The 15,824-nt window shown below is 72.1% G+C and carries 14 protein-coding genes and 1 riboswitch; of the genes, 9 read left to right on the top strand and 5 right to left on the bottom strand.

Translation table 11 applies throughout. The features are described 5' to 3' along the window. Positions 1–161: 161 nt before the first annotated feature. Both trpS and ACWGJM_RS08320 read right to left on the bottom strand, forming a co-directional pair. Positions 162–1,175, bottom strand: coding sequence for a tryptophan--tRNA ligase (gene trpS / locus ACWGJM_RS08325; RefSeq protein ID WP_453410854.1), 1,014 nt, complete (start codon positions 1,173–1,175; stop codon positions 162–164). A 76-nt stretch (positions 1,176–1,251) separates the two neighbouring features. Next, complete coding sequence (locus ACWGJM_RS08320) at positions 1,252–2,697, bottom strand: glycine hydroxymethyltransferase (RefSeq protein WP_453410853.1); 1,446 nt, start codon at positions 2,695–2,697, stop codon at positions 1,252–1,254. A 41-nt stretch (positions 2,698–2,738) separates the two neighbouring features. Beyond that, positions 2,739–2,828: riboswitch (ZMP/ZTP riboswitch) on the bottom strand. Positions 2,829–2,934: 106 nt separating this feature from the next. On the opposite strand from ACWGJM_RS08320, the gene rocD reads away from it, so the two are divergent. Further along, a complete protein-coding gene (gene rocD / locus ACWGJM_RS08315; protein WP_453410852.1) occupies positions 2,935–4,140 on the top strand; it encodes an ornithine--oxo-acid transaminase in 1,206 nt (401 codons plus the stop codon). 121 nt (positions 4,141–4,261) lie between these two features. Here the strand turns inward: rocD and ACWGJM_RS08310 are convergent, their stop codons facing one another. Together ACWGJM_RS08310 and ACWGJM_RS08305 are read right to left on the bottom strand one after the other, a co-directional pair. Further along, positions 4,262–5,446, bottom strand: a complete 1,185-nt coding sequence (locus ACWGJM_RS08310; protein WP_453410851.1) for a glutathionylspermidine synthase family protein — start codon at positions 5,444–5,446, stop codon at positions 4,262–4,264. Positions 5,447–5,466: 20 nt separating this feature from the next. Beyond that, positions 5,467–5,826 (bottom strand): hypothetical protein, encoded by a 360-nt coding sequence (locus ACWGJM_RS08305; protein ID WP_453410850.1) that lies wholly within the window; start codon positions 5,824–5,826, stop codon positions 5,467–5,469. A 176-nt stretch (positions 5,827–6,002) separates the two neighbouring features. On the opposite strand from ACWGJM_RS08305, the gene ACWGJM_RS08300 reads away from it, so the two are divergent. From ACWGJM_RS08300 to ACWGJM_RS08265, 8 genes are all read left to right on the top strand, one after another. Beyond that, on the top strand, positions 6,003–6,827 hold the full coding sequence (locus ACWGJM_RS08300; protein ID WP_453410954.1) for a DMT family transporter: 825 nt from the start codon (positions 6,003–6,005) through the stop codon (positions 6,825–6,827). 155 nt (positions 6,828–6,982) lie between these two features. Continuing rightward, positions 6,983–7,579: a hypothetical protein gene (locus ACWGJM_RS08295; RefSeq protein WP_453410849.1), complete on the top strand. Its 597-nt coding sequence runs from the start codon at positions 6,983–6,985 to the stop codon at positions 7,577–7,579. Positions 7,580–7,609: 30 nt separating this feature from the next. After that, positions 7,610–9,973: an aminodeoxychorismate synthase component I gene (gene pabB / locus ACWGJM_RS08290; protein ID WP_453410848.1), complete on the top strand. Its 2,364-nt coding sequence runs from the start codon at positions 7,610–7,612 to the stop codon at positions 9,971–9,973. Then, the gene (locus ACWGJM_RS08285; protein ID WP_453410847.1) at positions 9,970–10,104 is read left to right on the top strand and encodes a hypothetical protein; all 135 of its coding nucleotides are present in this window, start codon (positions 9,970–9,972) and stop codon (positions 10,102–10,104) included. Before pabB ends, ACWGJM_RS08285 begins: the two co-directional genes overlap by 4 nt. Continuing rightward, the gene (locus ACWGJM_RS08280) at positions 10,101–11,669 is read left to right on the top strand and encodes an AMP-binding protein (RefSeq protein WP_453410846.1); all 1,569 of its coding nucleotides are present in this window, start codon (positions 10,101–10,103) and stop codon (positions 11,667–11,669) included. Before ACWGJM_RS08285 ends, ACWGJM_RS08280 begins: the two co-directional genes overlap by 4 nt. Positions 11,670–11,692: 23 nt before the next feature. Next, complete coding sequence (locus tag ACWGJM_RS08275; RefSeq protein WP_453410845.1) at positions 11,693–13,261, top strand: class I adenylate-forming enzyme family protein; 1,569 nt, start codon at positions 11,693–11,695, stop codon at positions 13,259–13,261. After that, a complete protein-coding gene (locus ACWGJM_RS08270) occupies positions 13,258–14,454 on the top strand; it encodes an FAD-dependent monooxygenase (RefSeq protein ID WP_453410844.1) in 1,197 nt (398 codons plus the stop codon). The genes ACWGJM_RS08275 and ACWGJM_RS08270 overlap by 4 nt, the downstream gene beginning before the upstream one ends. A 14-nt stretch (positions 14,455–14,468) precedes the next feature. Further along, a complete protein-coding gene (locus ACWGJM_RS08265) occupies positions 14,469–15,263 on the top strand; it encodes an aminotransferase class IV (protein WP_453410843.1) in 795 nt (264 codons plus the stop codon). Positions 15,264–15,316: 53 nt separating this feature from the next. Here the strand turns inward: ACWGJM_RS08265 and ACWGJM_RS08260 are convergent, their stop codons facing one another. Next, the gene (locus ACWGJM_RS08260; protein WP_453410842.1) at positions 15,317–15,817 is read right to left on the bottom strand and encodes a carboxymuconolactone decarboxylase family protein; all 501 of its coding nucleotides are present in this window, start codon (positions 15,815–15,817) and stop codon (positions 15,317–15,319) included. Positions 15,818–15,824: the final 7 nt, after the last annotated feature.

The raw sequence follows: 15,824 nt of genomic DNA, 5'->3' as shown, positions 1-15,824 counted from the left end.
TCGCTCTGTTTCGTTCTCGTCCGGCTTCTCGTCCGGCTTCTCGTCCGGTACGTACACAGCCGTCCGGCTATCGACTGTACGGCCAGGGGTGTCCTGTGGGCAGGCGCGAGCGAAGTGATGTGCAGCGCTCTGCCCCGGGTACGTGTGTGCGGTCGTGCGCCTCAGTGCTTCGCGGGCAGGAAGCCCACCCGGTCGTACGCCTGGGCGAGGGTCTCCGCGGCCACGGCACGCGCCTTCTCCGCGCCCTTGGCCAGGATCGAGTCGAGCGTCTCCGGGTCGTCCAGGTACTGCTGGGTGCGCTCCCGGAACGGCGTCACGAACTCGACCATCACCTCGGCGAGGTCCGTCTTGAGCGCACCGTAGCCCTTGCCCTCGTACTTCTCCTCCAGTTCGGAGATACCCGCACCGGTGAGCGTCGAATAGATGGTGAGCAGGTTGCTCACGCCGGGCTTGTTCTCGACGTCGTAGCGGATCACGGTGTCCGTGTCGGTGACGGCGCTCTTGACCTTCTTCGCGGAGGCCTTCGGCTCGTCCAGGAGGCTGACGACGCCCTTCGGCGTGGCCGCCGACTTGCTCATCTTGACGGACGGTTCCTGGAGGTCGTAGATCTTCGCCGTCTCCCTGAGGATGTACGGCTTCGGGACGACGAAGGTCTGGCCGAACCGGCCGTTGAAGCGCTCGGCGAGGTCACGGGTGAGCTCGACGTGCTGGCGCTGGTCCTCGCCGACCGGCACCTCGTTCGCCTGGTACAGCAGGATGTCGGCGACCTGGAGGACCGGGTACGTGAACAGGCCGACGGAGGCGCGGTCGGCGCCCTGCCTGGCCGCCTTGTCCTTGAACTGGGTCATGCGGGAGGCCTCGCCGAAGCCGGTGAGGCAGTTCATGACCCAGGCGAGCTGGGCGTGCTCGGGGACGTGGCTCTGCACGAAGAGGGTGCAGCGGTCGGGGTCGAGCCCGGCCGCCAGCAGCTGGGCGGCGGCGAGACGGGTGTTCGCGCGCAGGTCGGCGGGGTCCTGCGGGACCGTGATCGCGTGCAGGTCGACGACCATGTAGAACGCGTCGTGGGTCTCCTGAAGGGCCACCCACTGGCGGACGGCGCCCAGGTAGTTGCCGAGGTGGAACGAGCCTGCGGTGGGCTGGATTCCGGAGAGCACGCGGGGTCGGTCAGAAGCCATGCTCACCATTCTCTCAGGTGTTGGGGACCGCCATGACGGGAGCGCCGCGAAAGGGCGCTCCCGCCGGGGCCGGCCGTCAGCCGAGGTCGATCTCCGGGTACAGCGGGAAGCCCGCGACCAGGTCCGTCGCCCGCTGGGAGATCTCCTCCGCCACCTTCGGGTCCAGGATGTGCGCGGCCTTGGAGGTGGCGCCCGACTTGGTGGTGCCCGGCTCGGTGGTGGTCAGGACGCGGTCGATCAGGCCCGCCACCTCGTCCATCTCCGCGGTGCCGAGGCCGCGCGTGGTCAGCGCGGGGGTGCCGATGCGGATGCCGGAGGTGTACCAGGCGCCGTTGGGGTCGGCGGGGATGGCGTTGCGGTTGGTGACGATGCCCGAGTCGAGGAGGGCCGCCTCGGCCTGCCGGCCGGTGAGGCCGTAGGAGGTGGCGACGTCGATCAGGTTGAGGTGGTTGTCCGTGCCACCGGTGACGAGGGTGGCGCCGCGGCGCGTCAGGCCCTCGGCCAGCGCGCGGGAGTTGTCCACGATCCGCTGGGCGTAGTCCTGGAAGGAGGGCAGGCGGGCCTCCGCCAGTGCCACCGCCTTGGCGGCCATGACGTGCGGGAGCGGGCCGCCGAGGACCATCGGGCAGCCTCGGTCGACCTGGTCCTTGAGGGAGTCGTCGCACAGGACCATGCCGCCGCGCGGGCCGCGCAGGGACTTGTGGGTGGTCGTGGTGACGATCTGGGCGTGCGGCACCGGGTCGAAGTCGCCGGTGAGGACCTTGCCCGCGACCAGGCCGGCGAAGTGGGCCATGTCGACCATGAGCGTGGCGCCGACCTCGTCGGCGATCTCGCGCATGATCCGGAAGTTCACCAGGCGGGGGTAGGCCGAGTAGCCCGCCACGATGATCAGCGGCTTGAACTCGCGGGCCTGGACGCGCAGGGCGTCGTAGTCGATCAGGCCGGTCGCCGGGTCGGTGCCGTAGGAGCGCTGGTCGAACATCTTGCCGGAGATGTTCGGGCGGAAGCCGTGGGTGAGGTGGCCGCCGGCGTCCAGGGACATGCCGAGCATGCGCTGGTTGCCGAAGGCCTGGCGCAGCTCGGCCCAGTCCGCCTCGGAGAGGTCGTTGACCTGGCGGGCGCCGGCCTTCTCCAGGAAGGGGACCTCGACGCGGTCGGCGAGGACGGCCCAGAAGGCGACGAGGTTGGCGTCGATGCCGGAGTGCGGCTGGACGTAGGCGTGGCGGGCGCCGAAGAGTTCGCGGGCGTGTTCGGCGGCCAGCGACTCCACCGTGTCGACGTTGCGGCAGCCCGCGTAGAAGCGGCGGCCGACGGTGCCCTCGGCGTACTTGTCGCTGAACCAGTTGCCCATGGCCAGGAGCGTGGCCGGGGAGGCGTAGTTCTCGGAGGCGATCAGCTTGAGCATCTCGCGCTGGTCGTGGACCTCCTGGCCGATGGCGTCGGCGACCCGCGGCTCGACGGCGCGGATCACGTCGAGGGCGGCGCGGAAGGCGGTGGACTCGGTGGACTGCTGCTCTGGCATGTCGGCCTCCGGACGGCGTGTTAGTACAGCGTTCGCGTTCACGGCTCGGCCCAGGCGCACGGCACTCGTTCCCGACCGGGCCGCTCCCTGATGGTCGGTCCCATCCCAGCGCGCCAGTCACGGCCCGTCGATCAGCCTACCGGGCGGGTCGAAGGGCGCCGTTCCCGCGTCCACCATGCGAGCGACGGTAGGAAGGGGGGTGACCTGGGGGGGCCACCCTCGTCCTCGGGAGCTGCCGTGCCCCTTACGGAAGACCTCATCGCCGCCGCCGACGCCCACAGCGCGCACACCTATCACCCGCTGCCGGTGGTGGTCGCCACCGCGGAGGGCTCCTGGGTGACGGATGTCGAGGGGCGCCGCTACCTCGACCTGCTGGCCGGGTACTCCGCGCTGAACTTCGGGCACCGCAACCCGCGGCTGGTCGAAGCGGTGAAGGCGCAGCTGGAGCGGGTGACGCTGACCTCGCGGGCGTTCCATCACGACCGGTACGGCGCGTTCTGCAAGCAGCTGGCCGAGCTGTGCGGCATGGAGATGGTGCTGCCGATGAACACGGGAGTGGAGGCGGTGGAGACCGCGGTGAAGACGGCCCGGAAGTGGGGCTACCGGGTGAAGGGGGTGCCCGCGGAGATGGCGAAGGTCGTCGTCGCGGGCGGCAACTTCCACGGGCGTACGACGACGGTGATCAGCTTCTCCACGGACCCGGAGGCGCGGGCGGACTTCGGGCCGTACACGCCGGGCTTCGAGATCGTGCCGTACGGGGATCTGACCGCGCTGCGGGCGGCGCTGACCGAGAACACGGTGGCGGTGCTGCTGGAGCCGATCCAGGGCGAGTCGGGGGTGATCGTGCCGCCGGCCGGCTATCTGCCGTCGGTGCGGGAGCTGACCCGGGAGCGAAACGTGCTGTTCGTGGCGGACGAGGTCCAGTCGGGGCTGGGGCGGACCGGGCGGACGTTCGCGTGCGAGCACGAGGGCGTCGTACCGGATGTGTACGTGCTGGGGAAGGCGCTGGGCGGCGGGATCCTGCCGGTGTCCGCGGTGGTGGCGAGCGCGGCGGTGCTCGGGGTGTTCCGGCCCGGTGAGCACGGGTCGACGTTCGGCGGGAATCCGCTGGCGTGCGCGGTGGCCCTGGAGGTGATCGCGATGCTGCGGTCGGGCGAGTACCAGGCGCGGGCCGCGGAGCTGGGCGAGCGCATGCTGCGCGAGCTGAGCACACTGACCGGTACCGGGAGGGTGACGGCGGTGCGCGGACGCGGACTGTGGGCGGGGATCGACGTCGCCCCGGCGGTCGGCACGGGCCGCGAGGTGTGCGAGCGGCTGATGGACCGGGGCGTACTGGTGAAGGACGCCCACCGCGCCACCGTCCGGATCGCGCCGCCGCTGGTCATCGGCGAGGAGGACCTGGACTGGGCGCTGGAGCAGCTGCGGGCGGTGTTGCACGTCTGAAGCACGGCCCCGAGCCGTCCTGCGGGCTGAGTCACCTCATGGCGACAGTTCGTGGCAGCAGTAGAAACGTTGTCGCCGCGAACAAGGTCAAGCAGTACGAGGGCACAGCGACCTTGGCCCCTCAGCGGATCACATGCGGCACGAAGCGGGCGTACTCGTCCGTGATCAGGCCGGAGGACTCGCGGATGCCGAGGCCCGCCGACTCGCCGTCGACGACCCAGGTGCCGAGGACGGTGTGGTTGCCGTCGAAGGTGGGGAGGGGGGCCAACTGCTGGTAGCAGCAAGGGCCTTCGCGGATCACGGGGGCGGCGCCCGGCTCGTGGACCGTGACCCCGTCGCCCTCGCGGCCGAGGAGCGGCTTGGCGACGTAGCCGTTCGTGGCCGCCAGCTCGCGTGGGCCGTCCAGGTAGGCGGGCAGGAGGTTGGGGTGGCCGGGGTACAGCTCCCAGAGGATCGCCAGGAGTGCCTTGTTGCTCAGGAGCATCTTCCAGGCCGGCTCGATCCACAGGGTGCTGCCGGTGCCGCCGCCGTTGTCGAGGGTGTCGAGGACGTGGCCGGCGAAGCGGTCGGCGGTGAGCCACTCCCAGGGGTAGAGCTTGAAGATGCCGCGGATGAACCGGAGGTTGTTGTCCACGAAGCGGCCGGAGAGGGTGTCCCAGCCGATCTCCTCCATGGAGATCCAGTCGGTGTCCAGGCCGGCCTGTTCGGCGGTCTCCTTGAGGTAGGCGACCGTCATCAGGTCCTCGCCGAGTTCGTCGGCCGAGGAGTGCGCGAAGTACAGGGGGGTGCCGGGCGGGAGGAGGGTGGCCTGCTTCCTCCAGGCGGCGACCAGGCGTTCGTGGAGGGAGTTCCACTGGTCGGCACCGGGGAAGCGGTCCTCCATCCAGAACCACTGCGCGGAGGCGGCCTCGACCAGGGAGGTGGGGGTGTCGGCGTTGTACTCCAGGAGCTTGGCCGGGCCGGTGCCGTCGTGACGGAGGTCGAAGCGGCCGTAGACGGAGGGGAGTTCGGCGCGCCGGTGCCAGGCCTCGGCGACCGCCTCCGCGACGCGGGGGTCGGTGATGCCGAGGTCGGCGAAGCGGCCGGCGGTGACGATGTGGTCGGCCGCCGCCAGGCACATGCGGTGCAGTTCCTCGACGACCTCCTCCAGGGCCTCGACCTCGTCGAGCGTGAAGGCGTAGTAGGCGCCTTCGTCCCAGTAGGGGCGCAGGGAGCCGTCGGGGTGGCGGGTGAGCGGGTAGATCAGGCCCTGTTCCTCGACGGTCTGCTGCCAGCCGGGGCGGGGTGTGATGGTGTGGCGTCGCATCGTGGGGTGAGGGTCCTGGTTCAGCCGCCGGAGCTGCCCTTGCCGCTGCCGAAGCCGCCGCGGTGGACTCCGGAGCCGTGGCTGTCGTCGTCCGAGGAGCCGCCCGAGCCCTTGCCGGGCTTGGTGAAGGAACCGCTGTCGACCCAGCCGCTCTTCTTCTTGCCGCCGTAGTACCAGGCGCCGTTGACGGAGGTCTTGGCGCTGGTGGACTTGCAATTCTTGTCGGAGACGACCTTGTAGCCCTTGGTGAGGTTGTAGCTGTCGCGGTCGACGCAGCGCTTGTCGGGGTCGGAGGAGCAGGCGGTGAGGGCGGCGGCGAGGACGCCCATGCCGCCGAGGACGACCGTGGTGGAGCGGAGTTGCCTGTGAGTGTTCGCCATGTTTCGTGTCGCCCCCGTTGTTGCTCGCGTTGCTGTTCGCGTTGCTGTCCGCGTTGTTGGCGCGTGCTGTCCGCGTTGTTGTCCGATATCGCCCTCAGCCTAGAGATCGGTGAGAGCTCGTTCGAACGGGGGTCCGGGCTTCGCCGCTCCCCTACAGTCACTTTGTGCTCTTTGGAATGGTGTGCGCGCTCGGCGCGGCGGTCTGCTTCGGTACGGCGACGGTGTGGCAGGCGATGGCCGCGCGGGCGGCGAGCACGGACGGGGGTGGCGGGGACGCGGCGCTGCTGCTGCGGGCCCTGCGGCAGTGGCGGTACCTGGCCGGGCTGGCGCTGGACGGACTGGGGTTCCTGTTGCAGGTCGCGGCGCTGCGGTCGGTGCCCATCTACGCGGTGGGCGCGGCGCTCGCCTCCAGCCTGGCGGTGACCGCGGTGGTCGCGGCCCGGCTGCTGCGGGTGCGGCTGACCGGCGCGGAGTGGGCGGCCGTGGGGGTCGTGTGCGCGGGGCTGGCGATGCTGGGGCTGGCGTCGGGGGCGGAGGGCGACCGGGGCGGGCCGGCGGCGCTGAAGTGGGTGATGCTCGCGACCGGCATGGGGGTGTTGCTGCTGGGCGGGGTCGGCGGGCGGCTGCCGGAGCGGGGGCGGGCGCTGCTGCTGGGGCTGGGGGCCGGGTTCGGGTTCGGGGTGGTGGAGGTGGCGGTGCGGCTGATCGACTCGCTGCGGCCGGCGGCCCTGCTCGCCAACCCGGCGACGTACGCCCTGCTGCTCGGCGGGGGTGCCGCGTTCCTGCTGCTGACGTCGGCCCTCCAGCGGGGCTCGGTGACGGCGGCCACCGCCGGGATGGTCATCGGGGAGACGCTCGGTCCGGCGGCCGTGGGCGTGGTGTGGCTCGGCGACCGTACGCGGGAGGGGCTGGCGTGGCTGGCCGTGCTGGGATTCCTGGTGGCGGTGGCGGGCGCGCTGGCGCTGGCGCGGTTCGGGGAGGCGCCGGCGGAGACGGTGTGACCATCTGCGAACGTCACCGCACTTCCCCTTGACTTTTCATCGTCAAATGCTTTTCCCGTCTTTCCGGCAAGCGCTTCCAAAGAGTTACGTTCCGGACAGTCGAAAAACTTCGTTGAAGGTTGAACGCGGGGCGGTTTCGTTCCGTACTCAATCGCGTGACCAGTAATCCCGTCACCATCACCGTGGCGTATCACGTGGTGCCGGGCCACGAGGCCGACTTCCATTCCTGGGGGTGGGCCATGCTGGGCGCCAGCGCGCGTCAGCCGGGCTTTATGGGGGGTGGTGTTCTTGTCGACCAAGGCTCGGAGTGGCATGTCGTCTACCGCTTCGCCAGCGAGAGCACGGCCCGGGCCTGGGAGGTCTCGCCCGACCGGTGGCAATGGGACACCCGGGTGGCGGGGTTCGGGCAGGAGACGGGGCGCCGCAGCGTGCGGGGCGCGAAAGCGTGGTTCGACGCCCAGGACGCCCGGCCCGCCACGCCCGCCACGCCGGCGGCTCCGACTCCGCCGGCGAAATGGAAGCTGTGGTTCATAAACATGAGCGCGGTATTTCCACCGGTGCTTCTGTTCAATCTCATCGTGATCCCCTATCTCGGCGGACTCAATCCGATCGTTCGTACGTTGTTGTTGTGCCTGTGCGTGACGGCACTCGTCACCTGGATTCTCATGCCGCGCCTTCAGCGTTTCTTCAAGAAATGGCTGTACCCACCGCTTCAGGCGCTCCGTGGACGGCACAAACGACGGACCGCGTAGACCCGGGAACGACCCAAGGGAGGTGGGCGGGTGAAGACCCTGCTCATCGACAATTACGACTCGTACACGTATAACCTGTTCCAGCTGATCGCCGAGGTCAACGGCGAGGAGCCGGTGGTGATCCGCAACGACACCCCCGCCGACTCGATCCCGGACCTCGCGGAATTCGCCAACGTGGTGGTGTCACCGGGGCCGGGACATCCGGCCGAGTCCCGCGACTTCGGTATCAGCGCACGGGTGATCGCGGAGTCGCCGCTTCCGGTGCTCGGCGTCTGCCTGGGCCACCAGGGCATAGGCCTCGGGGAAAGCGCCCGGGTGCTGCCCGCCCCGGAGCCCCGGCACGGGCATCTGTCCACGGTCCGGCACGACGGGCAGGACCTGTTCCGGGGGCTGCCGCAGAACTTCACCGCGGTCCGCTACCACTCGCTGTCCGTGCACGAGCCGCTGCCCGAGACCCTCGAGGCCACCGCCTGGTCCGAGGACGGCGTGCTGATGGGTCTGCGGCACCGCAGCCGGCCCCTGTGGGGTGTGCAGTTCCACCCGGAGTCCGTCCTGACCGAGTACGGCCACCGGATGCTGGTGAACTTCCGCAACCTCACGGCCGAGCTCGCCCGCAAGCCCCGTACGAAGAACACCGCGGTCACGTCGATCAGCCGCCACTCGCTCACCCCGCCGGTCGCGGCCGTCCCCCGCCCACGGCGCGCCGGCCGCCCCGCCTACCGCCTGCACACCCGGCGCATCGCCACCGCGGTGGACGCCGAGGCCGCCTTCACCCGGATGTACGCCGACTCCGCGCGGTCGTTCTGGCTGGACAGCTCCCTGGTCGAGCCGGGGCTCTCCCGTTTCTCGTTCTTCGGTGACGACAGCGGCCCGCTCGCCGAGTTCGTGCGGTACGACGTCACGGCCGGCCGCTGCGAGATCGAGCGGGCCGGACGGCCCCCGCGCAAGGTCACGGCGACCGTCTTCGACTACCTCAGGCGGCAGTTGACGAATCGCCAGGTGGACGCCACCGGGCTGCCCTTCGACTTCACCGGCGGCTACGTCGGCTACTTCGGCTACGAGACGAAGGCCGACTGCGGCTCGCCGAACCGGCACATGGCCAAGACCCCGGACGCCTGCTGGCTGTTCGCCGACCGGCTGATCGTGGTGGACCACGAGGAAGGGTTCACCTACGCGGTCTGCCTGGCGGAGGACACCCCGCAGGCCACCCTGGAGGCCGCGGACTGGCTGGAGAGCGCGGTGGCCCAGCTCACCTTCGTGGCCCCGGACGGGGACCCGCGGCCACTGCCCGACCCCGTCGCGCCGGGCCCAGGGCCTGTTGCGGAGCCGTGGCTGGTCCGCGACCGGGAGACGTACCTCGCGGACATCGAGGCCTGCCAGACAGAGCTGCGGGCGGGCACCAGTTATGAGGTCTGCCTGACCAACGCCGCCCGGCTGCCCGCGCCGGCCGACGCGTACGGCCTCTACCGGGTCCTGCGCCGCGTCAACCCGGCGCCGTACGGGGCCTTCCTGAGGTTCGGGGACCTCGATGTGGCCGGCTCCTCCCCCGAGCGGTTCCTGCGGATCACCCGGGACGGGATCGCCGAGGCCAGACCGATCAAGGGCACCGCGCCCCGGGGCGACACCCCGGCGGAGGACGCCCGGCTGCGGGACGCGCTCGCGGCGGACGCCAAGACCCGCGCCGAGAACCTGATGATCGTCGACCTGCTCCGCAACGACCTGGGCCAGGTCTGCCGGACCGGGACGGTACGGGTCTCCCGGCTCATGGCCACCGAGACCTACGCCACCGTCCACCAGCTCGTCTCCACCGTCGAGGGACGGCTGCGCGAGGACACCCACGCCGTGGACTGCGTACGCGCCTGTTTCCCCGGCGGGTCGATGACCGGCGCGCCGAAACTCCGCACGCTGGAGATCATCGACTCCCTGGAGACCGAGGCCCGCGGCGTCTACTCCGGAGCCCTCGGCTACCTCGGGTGCAGCGGCGGCGCGGACCTGAGCATCGTCATCCGTACGGCCGTCCTCGCCGACGGTCTGCTGCACCTCGGCGCCGGCGGGGCGATCGTCCTCGACTCCGATCCGGTCGCCGAGTACGAGGAGATGCTGCTGAAGACGGCGGCCCAGATGCGGGCCCTGCACGTCCTGCGGGAGCAGACGGCGGCGGGGGCACCCCGGGAGGCGGTACGGGTCACGACCCTCCAGGACATGGGAGCGGGAGCGGCCACCGCACCGGCGGGGGCGCCCCCGGTGGCGGCCTCGGCGCGCCAGGCCTCGGCCCGCCAGACCTCCGGGACGGTGGCATCAGGTCTCCGCACCCCCGTTCCGGCCCCGGCCCGCACCCGCCCCCGCCGCGAGCCGGCCGCGCTCCCGGCCGTCGTGGAAGAGCCCGCCCGGTGACCGCCCCGCAACCCACCGCGGTCCCGGCGGACACCCACGGCCGACGCGAGCCCGCGACCACCCCCGCGGCACCCGGCGCCCGCCACCAGGCCGCCACCCTCCCGGCCGTGACAGAGGAGCCCACCCGATGACCGCCCCGCATACCCCGGCGGCTCCGCCCGCCCGCACCGCCCCCGTCACGCGCCCCGTCGCGTCGGCCCCGGCCGACGCCGACGCCCCCGGCAACCTCGCGGCCCACCTCGCCGCGCTGGCCGAGCGGCGCGGGTGGGCCGGGCGGGTCGCCTTCCACCAGGGGCACCGGATCTGGACCCACGGTGAGGTGCACGGACTCGCGGCCCGCGCGGCGAGCGTGCTCGCCGGTGAGGGGGTGCGGCCCGGCGACCGGGTGCTGCTGGCGCTGCCCGACGGCATCGCCTGGGTGACGGCGTTCCTGGCCACCGCCCGCCTCGGGGCCGTGGCCGTGCTGGTCAACCCCGAACTCCCGGCGGCCGAGCACGCGTTCATGGCCGAGGACACCGACGCCGTGCTGTGCGTGACCGGGCCGGGCCTGGAGGACCGGTTCCCCGGCCGGGCCCGGATCGGCGCCGACCAGCTGGTCGCGTTCACCCCGGCCGCCGAGCCGGCCGCCGCCCATCCGGTCGACGCGCACACCCCGCTGTACGTGCAGTACACCTCCGGCACGACGGGCCGCCCCAAGGGAGTGGTGCACGTGCACGGCGACCCGAAGACGTACCACGACCTCATCGGACGGCGGCTGCTGCGGATCACCGAGGACGACGTCACCCTGTCGGTGTCGAAGCTGTACTTCGCCTACGGATTCGGCAACGCCTTCGTCTTCCCGCTGTTCTCCGGCTCGTCCGCCGTGCTGGTGGACGGACGCCCGACCCCGGCCGCCGTGGACGGGCTGGTCGCCCGGCACCGGGTGACCCTGCTCTACTCCGTGCCGTCCGCGTACGCCACGCTCGTTGCCGACCGGGGCAACGGGCACGAGGCCTGCTTCGCCTCGGTGCGGGCCGCGGTGTCGGCCGGCGAGGGCATGCCCGAGGGCCTCGGCCGGCAGGTGACCGAACTCCTCGGCGCGCCCGTGCTGGAGCAGATCGGCTCCACCGAGGCCGGGCACGCCTTCTGCGCCAACGGCTTCGACCACAACCACCCGGGCACCGTCGGCCGTCCCGTACCCGGCTTCGAGGTGGAGCTGCGCGACCATGCCGGGCACCCGGTGCCGGACGGCGCGGAGGGCGAGATGTGGGTGCGCGGGCCGACGGTCACGCCCGGCTACCTGAACCGGCCCGGGGAGACGGCGCGCACCCTGTCCGGCGGCTGGCTGGCCACCCACGACCGGGCGCGCCGCGAACCGGACGGCACCTTCCGGCATCTGGGCCGCACCGACGACATGGAGATGGTCGGCGGCATCACCGTCTCCCCGCTGGAGGTGGAGGCCGCGCTGCGGACCCATCCGGCGGTGCGGGAGGTCGCGGTGGTGGCCGTCACCGACGGGCCCGGCGCCAGCAGGCTGCGCGCCTTCGTGGTGCCCGCCGCCACGCCGCCGCCGGGCCTCCAGGACGACCTGATCCGGCTGGCCCGGGCGCGCCTGGCCGCCTTCAAGGTCCCCAGAAGCGTCAGCTTCGTCCCGTCGCTCCCGCGCACGTCCACCGGCAAGCTCCGCCGCCATCTGGTCCGCCAGGGCGCGTGGTGAGCATGGCAGAAAGGAACGGCCTCATGGCCCGTCAGCCCCTACTGGCCGACCGCGCGTTCTATCTGGGTCCCGTCTTCCGGGACGCCGCCGACCGCCACGGAGCCGTGTTCGTCACCCTGGACCGGCCGCTGGACGTCAGCCCCGGCCTCGGCGTCGACCTCAGCTACCGGGTGCTGGCCGATGTCGTCGACGAGTTGTCCGGCCGGCTGTGGCAGGCCGGGGTACGGCCCTCGGAGCAGGTGGTCGTCCACAAGACGGACAACGTCGACATCGTGCTGCTGACCTGCGCCGTCTCCCGTATCGGCGCCGTCCCCGTGCTGCTCTCGCCGACTCTGGCCGGTCCCGTCGCCGGACAGCTGCTCCAGCGGCTGCGCCGGCCCTGGCTGATCACGGACCGGGCGAAGCTCGAGGGCCCGCTGCGGGAGGTCGACGACCTGGCCACGCTGGTACGGCGGACGCTGTCCGTGGACGACGCGCCCGGCGCGGAGCCGCTGGAGAAGTACGCCGGCGCCCAGCCTCCCGCGCCGGTACGGCTCCACCCCCGCGAACCCGTCCTCATCACCCACAGCTCGGGCACCACCGGCGTCCCCAAGCTCGCCGTGCACTGCGCGGGCGCCATGTGGAACCGGCTGGTCCCGCAGAAGGCGATGGGCTGGCCCACGCGCGGCGAGACCGCGGCGCTCCACATGTCCTTCGTGCACTCGCGCTTCTACCATCTGCTCGGCGTCCTGCTGCGCTTCGGCAGCCCGCTGGTGCTGATCACCGATCCGGACCCGGCCGCGGTGGGACCGCTGCTGGCCCGGCACCGGCCCGGGATCGTCGAGACCCACCCCAACACGTTCGTGCTGTGGGAGGAGCTGGCCGACGCGCCGGGGGCTCCGCTGTCCCGGGTCCGCTCGTACGGCTCGACGTTCGACGCCATCCATCCGCGGACCGTACGACGGCTGCTGGGCGCCTCCAGACGCCGTACGCCCTGGCTGATCCAGCTGTACGGGCAGAGCGAGACGGGCCCGGTCGCCTTCCAGTGGTTCACCCGGGGCAGCGCGTCCCGCGCGGACGGCCGCCGGGTCGGGACCGGGATACCGGGCTTCACCCGGGTCCGGGTCACCGCCGCCGACGGCAGCCGGGCCAGGCCCGGCGAGCCCGGCCGGATCGAGGCCCGCACCAGGGGCCGCATCCTCACCTATCTCGGCGCCCGGGAGCAGTACGAGCGCCAGCTGGACGGCGAGTGGTGGCAGATGGGCGACATCGGCTACCGGAGCCGTCTGGGCGCCCTGTACCTGATCGACCGGGAGGTCGATCAGATCGACGCGGTGCACAGCAACCTGGAGGTCGAGGACACGCTGATGGACCGTCTGGAGGAGTTGCGTGAGGTCGTCATCGTGCCCGGCGTGGACCGCGAGCCGGTACCGGTGGTGTGTGTCCGGGACGAGCGGCCGCTGGACCCGGAGCGCTGGCGGGAGGCCACGGCCGACCTGCCCGCGATGGCCGAGCCGAGGCAGTGGCGGTTCGAGGAGCTGCCGATGACGGCGACGTGGAAGGTGAAACGGGTGGAGATCACCCGCATGCTGGCCGAGGGCGCCCGCGCGTGATCCCGGTCGTCGTGGTGGGTGCCGGCCCCGTGGGCCTGTCGGCGGCGCTGGCCCTGCGCGCCCACGGCCTGCCGGTCGTCCTTCTGGAAGCCGACCCGGAGGGCCGTCGGCGCCCCGGCAGCCGTGCGCTGTTCGTGCACCGGGAGACGCTGCGGCTGCTCGACGGGATGCGTCCGGGGCTGGCCGCCGAGATCACCGCGTACGGGCGTACCTGGCACACCCGCCGGACCCTGTACCGGGGCCGTGAGGTGTACTCCCGCACGTTCCCGCCGCCGTCCGGGCTTCCGCCCTTCACCAGCCTGCGCCAGGTGGACACCGAGCGGTTCCTGCTCGCCGCCTGCGAGGAGGCCGGGGTGGAGTTCGTCTGGGACGCGGAGGTGACGGGCGTACGGGCCGGCCCGGAGGAGGCCGTGCTGACGACCGCGGACGGGCGGGCCTTCAGCACCCGGTACGTCATCGCCGCGGACGGGGCCCGGTCGGCGGTCCGGGCGGCGCTGGGCATCCGGATGGAAGGCACGCACGGGGACGGTTTCCACGTCGTGGTGGACGTGTCCGACGTGCCGGGTGCCGAGCTGCCGCTGGAGCGGGTCTTCCACTACGAGCATCCCGGGCTCGGCGGGCGCAGCGTGATGCGCGTGCCGTTCACCGGCGGCTTCCAGGTCGACCTCCAGTGCCGGGACGACGACGAACGGGAGGAGTTCGGCACCGAGGAGGCGGTACGGCGGTGGCTGCCCGCGGTCGTCGGGGAGGGGTACGGCGAGCGGATCCTGTGGGTGTCGACGTACCGGTTCCTGCGCAAGGTGGCGGCCTCCTTCACCGATCCGCACGGGCGCGTGCTGCTCGTCGGCGAGGCGGCGCACCTCTTCCCGCCGTTCGGGGCGCGCGGCATGAACAGTGGTGTCGCCGACGCGGCGGCGGCGGCAGAGGCGGTCGCGGCGGCGGAGGCGGTCGCTTCGAAGACCGTGGACGCGGTGGCCGGTTTCGCCGCGGTCCGGCGGGCCGCGGGCCTGTTCAACAGTGCCGCCGCCGGGGCCGCACTGGACCATCTGCGGCCGCGGCGGCGGATCGTGCGGGTCAAGCAGCGTGCCGCGGCGGCCCTCGCGCCGGTGCTGCCGTGGTGCGGGTCGTGGCTGGAGCACGCTCCGTACGGTCCGCGGCACGGGGCACCGGTGACCGCCGGCGGCAAGTACTGAGGAGGCGAGCGGCTGTGACACAACCGGCGACCATGGAAGGTCTGTTGACGTGGACGCCCCGTGGTGGGCTGACGGCCGGTCCGGCGGACGGCGGGCGGCTGCTCGTCGCGGACTCCTGGCTGGTGCGCGACGGCCGGGTGCGCGGCCTCGACCGGCACCGGGAGCGCTTCCTGCGGGCCTGCGGCGAGTGCGACGGGCCGCCGCTGCGCCGGCTCCTGGAGTTCTGGCAGGACATGACGGCGGCGCTGCCGCGCACGGGTGAGTGGTTCCCCCGGGTGGAACTCGCGGCGGGCTCCGGGGAGTTGCGGCTGCTGCTGCGGCACGCCCCGCCGCTCGGCAGCGAGATCAGGGTGTGGGCGGCGGGGCAGTCCGATCCGCGGACCCTCCCCCGCCGCAAGGGCCCGGACCTGGACGCCCTGGCCCGGGTCCGGCGGCGGGCGACCGGCGAGGGCGCCGAGGAAGCGGTGCTGGTGACGCCGACCGGTGTGGTGCTGGAGGCGGCCACCGCGAGCGTGCTGTGGTGGGAGGAGGACACCCTGTGCCTGCCCGAGCCGCGGCTGCCCGTGCTGCCCGGGGTGACCGTGGGCCTCATCCAGGAACGGGCCCTGCGCAGCGGCGTCCGTGTCGCACACCGAGAGCGGACCGTGGAGGAATTGGACGGCCGTGAGGTGTGGCTGGTCAACGCGCTGCACGGCATCCGGCCGGTGACGGGCTGGACGGGCGGGCCGGTACGGGCTGCCGTTCCGGTGCGTGCGCCGGAATGGCGGGAATGGCTGGACGGCGTCATGGAGCCGCTGCCGGAGAAATAGACAAACAAAAAATACGGGCATCGGCGATTGGCGCCGATGCCCGTATTCCGCGTTTATTTTTGAGCCGGCTGATAACCCCCCGGAACCATCCGGGTCGCGATCGCGATCCGGTTGTAGGCGTTGATGACGGTGGCCGCCCAGATCAGTGCCGCGATCTGGTTCTCGTCGAAGACCTCGGCGGCCTCGGCGTAGACCGCGTCCGGCACATGGCCGTCGTGCACCAGCGTCACGGCCTCGGTCAACGCCAGTGCGGCACGCTCGCGTCCGGTGAAGAAGGGCGTCTCCCGCCAGGCGTTCAGGGCGTAGATCCGCTGCTCGGTCTCGCCCTGGGCGCGGGCGTCCTTGGTGTGCATGTCGAGGCAGAAGGCGCAGCCGTTGATCTGCGAGGCGCGGATCCGGATCAGCTCCAGGATTTCCGGTTCCACCTTCGCGTCCTGGGCGGCGGAAACGGCGGCGCCGTGCAGTGCACCCATGGCCGCGGACACGTCGGGGGTGATTTTCTTCAGGGCCACGCGGGATATGGAATCGCTAGTGCTCGAATCGCTAGTGCTCATGGGGAGA

The organism is Streptomyces sp. NPDC054834 (assembly GCF_053611185.1).
Note: the sequence above shows the minus strand (reverse complement) of the source record. Positions and strands in the feature narration are given on the sequence as shown.

Coding starts and splice junctions, on each gene's coding strand:
- ACWGJM_RS08320 (WP_453410853.1), bottom strand. CDS start 2,697: ATGCCAGAGCAGCAGTCCACCGAGTCCACCGCCTTCCGCGCCGCCCTC.
- ACWGJM_RS08300 (WP_453410954.1), top strand. CDS start 6,003: ATGGTGTGCGCGCTCGGCGCGGCGGTCTGCTTCGGTACGGCGACGGTG.
- ACWGJM_RS08305 (WP_453410850.1), bottom strand. CDS start 5,826: ATGGCGAACACTCACAGGCAACTCCGCTCCACCACGGTCGTCCTCGGC.
- trpS (WP_453410854.1), bottom strand. CDS start 1,175: ATGGCTTCTGACCGACCCCGCGTGCTCTCCGGAATCCAGCCCACCGCA.
- ACWGJM_RS08275 (WP_453410845.1), top strand. CDS start 11,693: ATGGCCCGTCAGCCCCTACTGGCCGACCGCGCGTTCTATCTGGGTCCC.
- ACWGJM_RS08310 (WP_453410851.1), bottom strand. CDS start 5,446: ATGCGACGCCACACCATCACACCCCGCCCCGGCTGGCAGCAGACCGTC.
- ACWGJM_RS08280 (WP_453410846.1), top strand. CDS start 10,101: ATGACCGCCCCGCATACCCCGGCGGCTCCGCCCGCCCGCACCGCCCCC.
- ACWGJM_RS08260 (WP_453410842.1), bottom strand. CDS start 15,817: ATGAGCACTAGCGATTCGAGCACTAGCGATTCCATATCCCGCGTGGCC.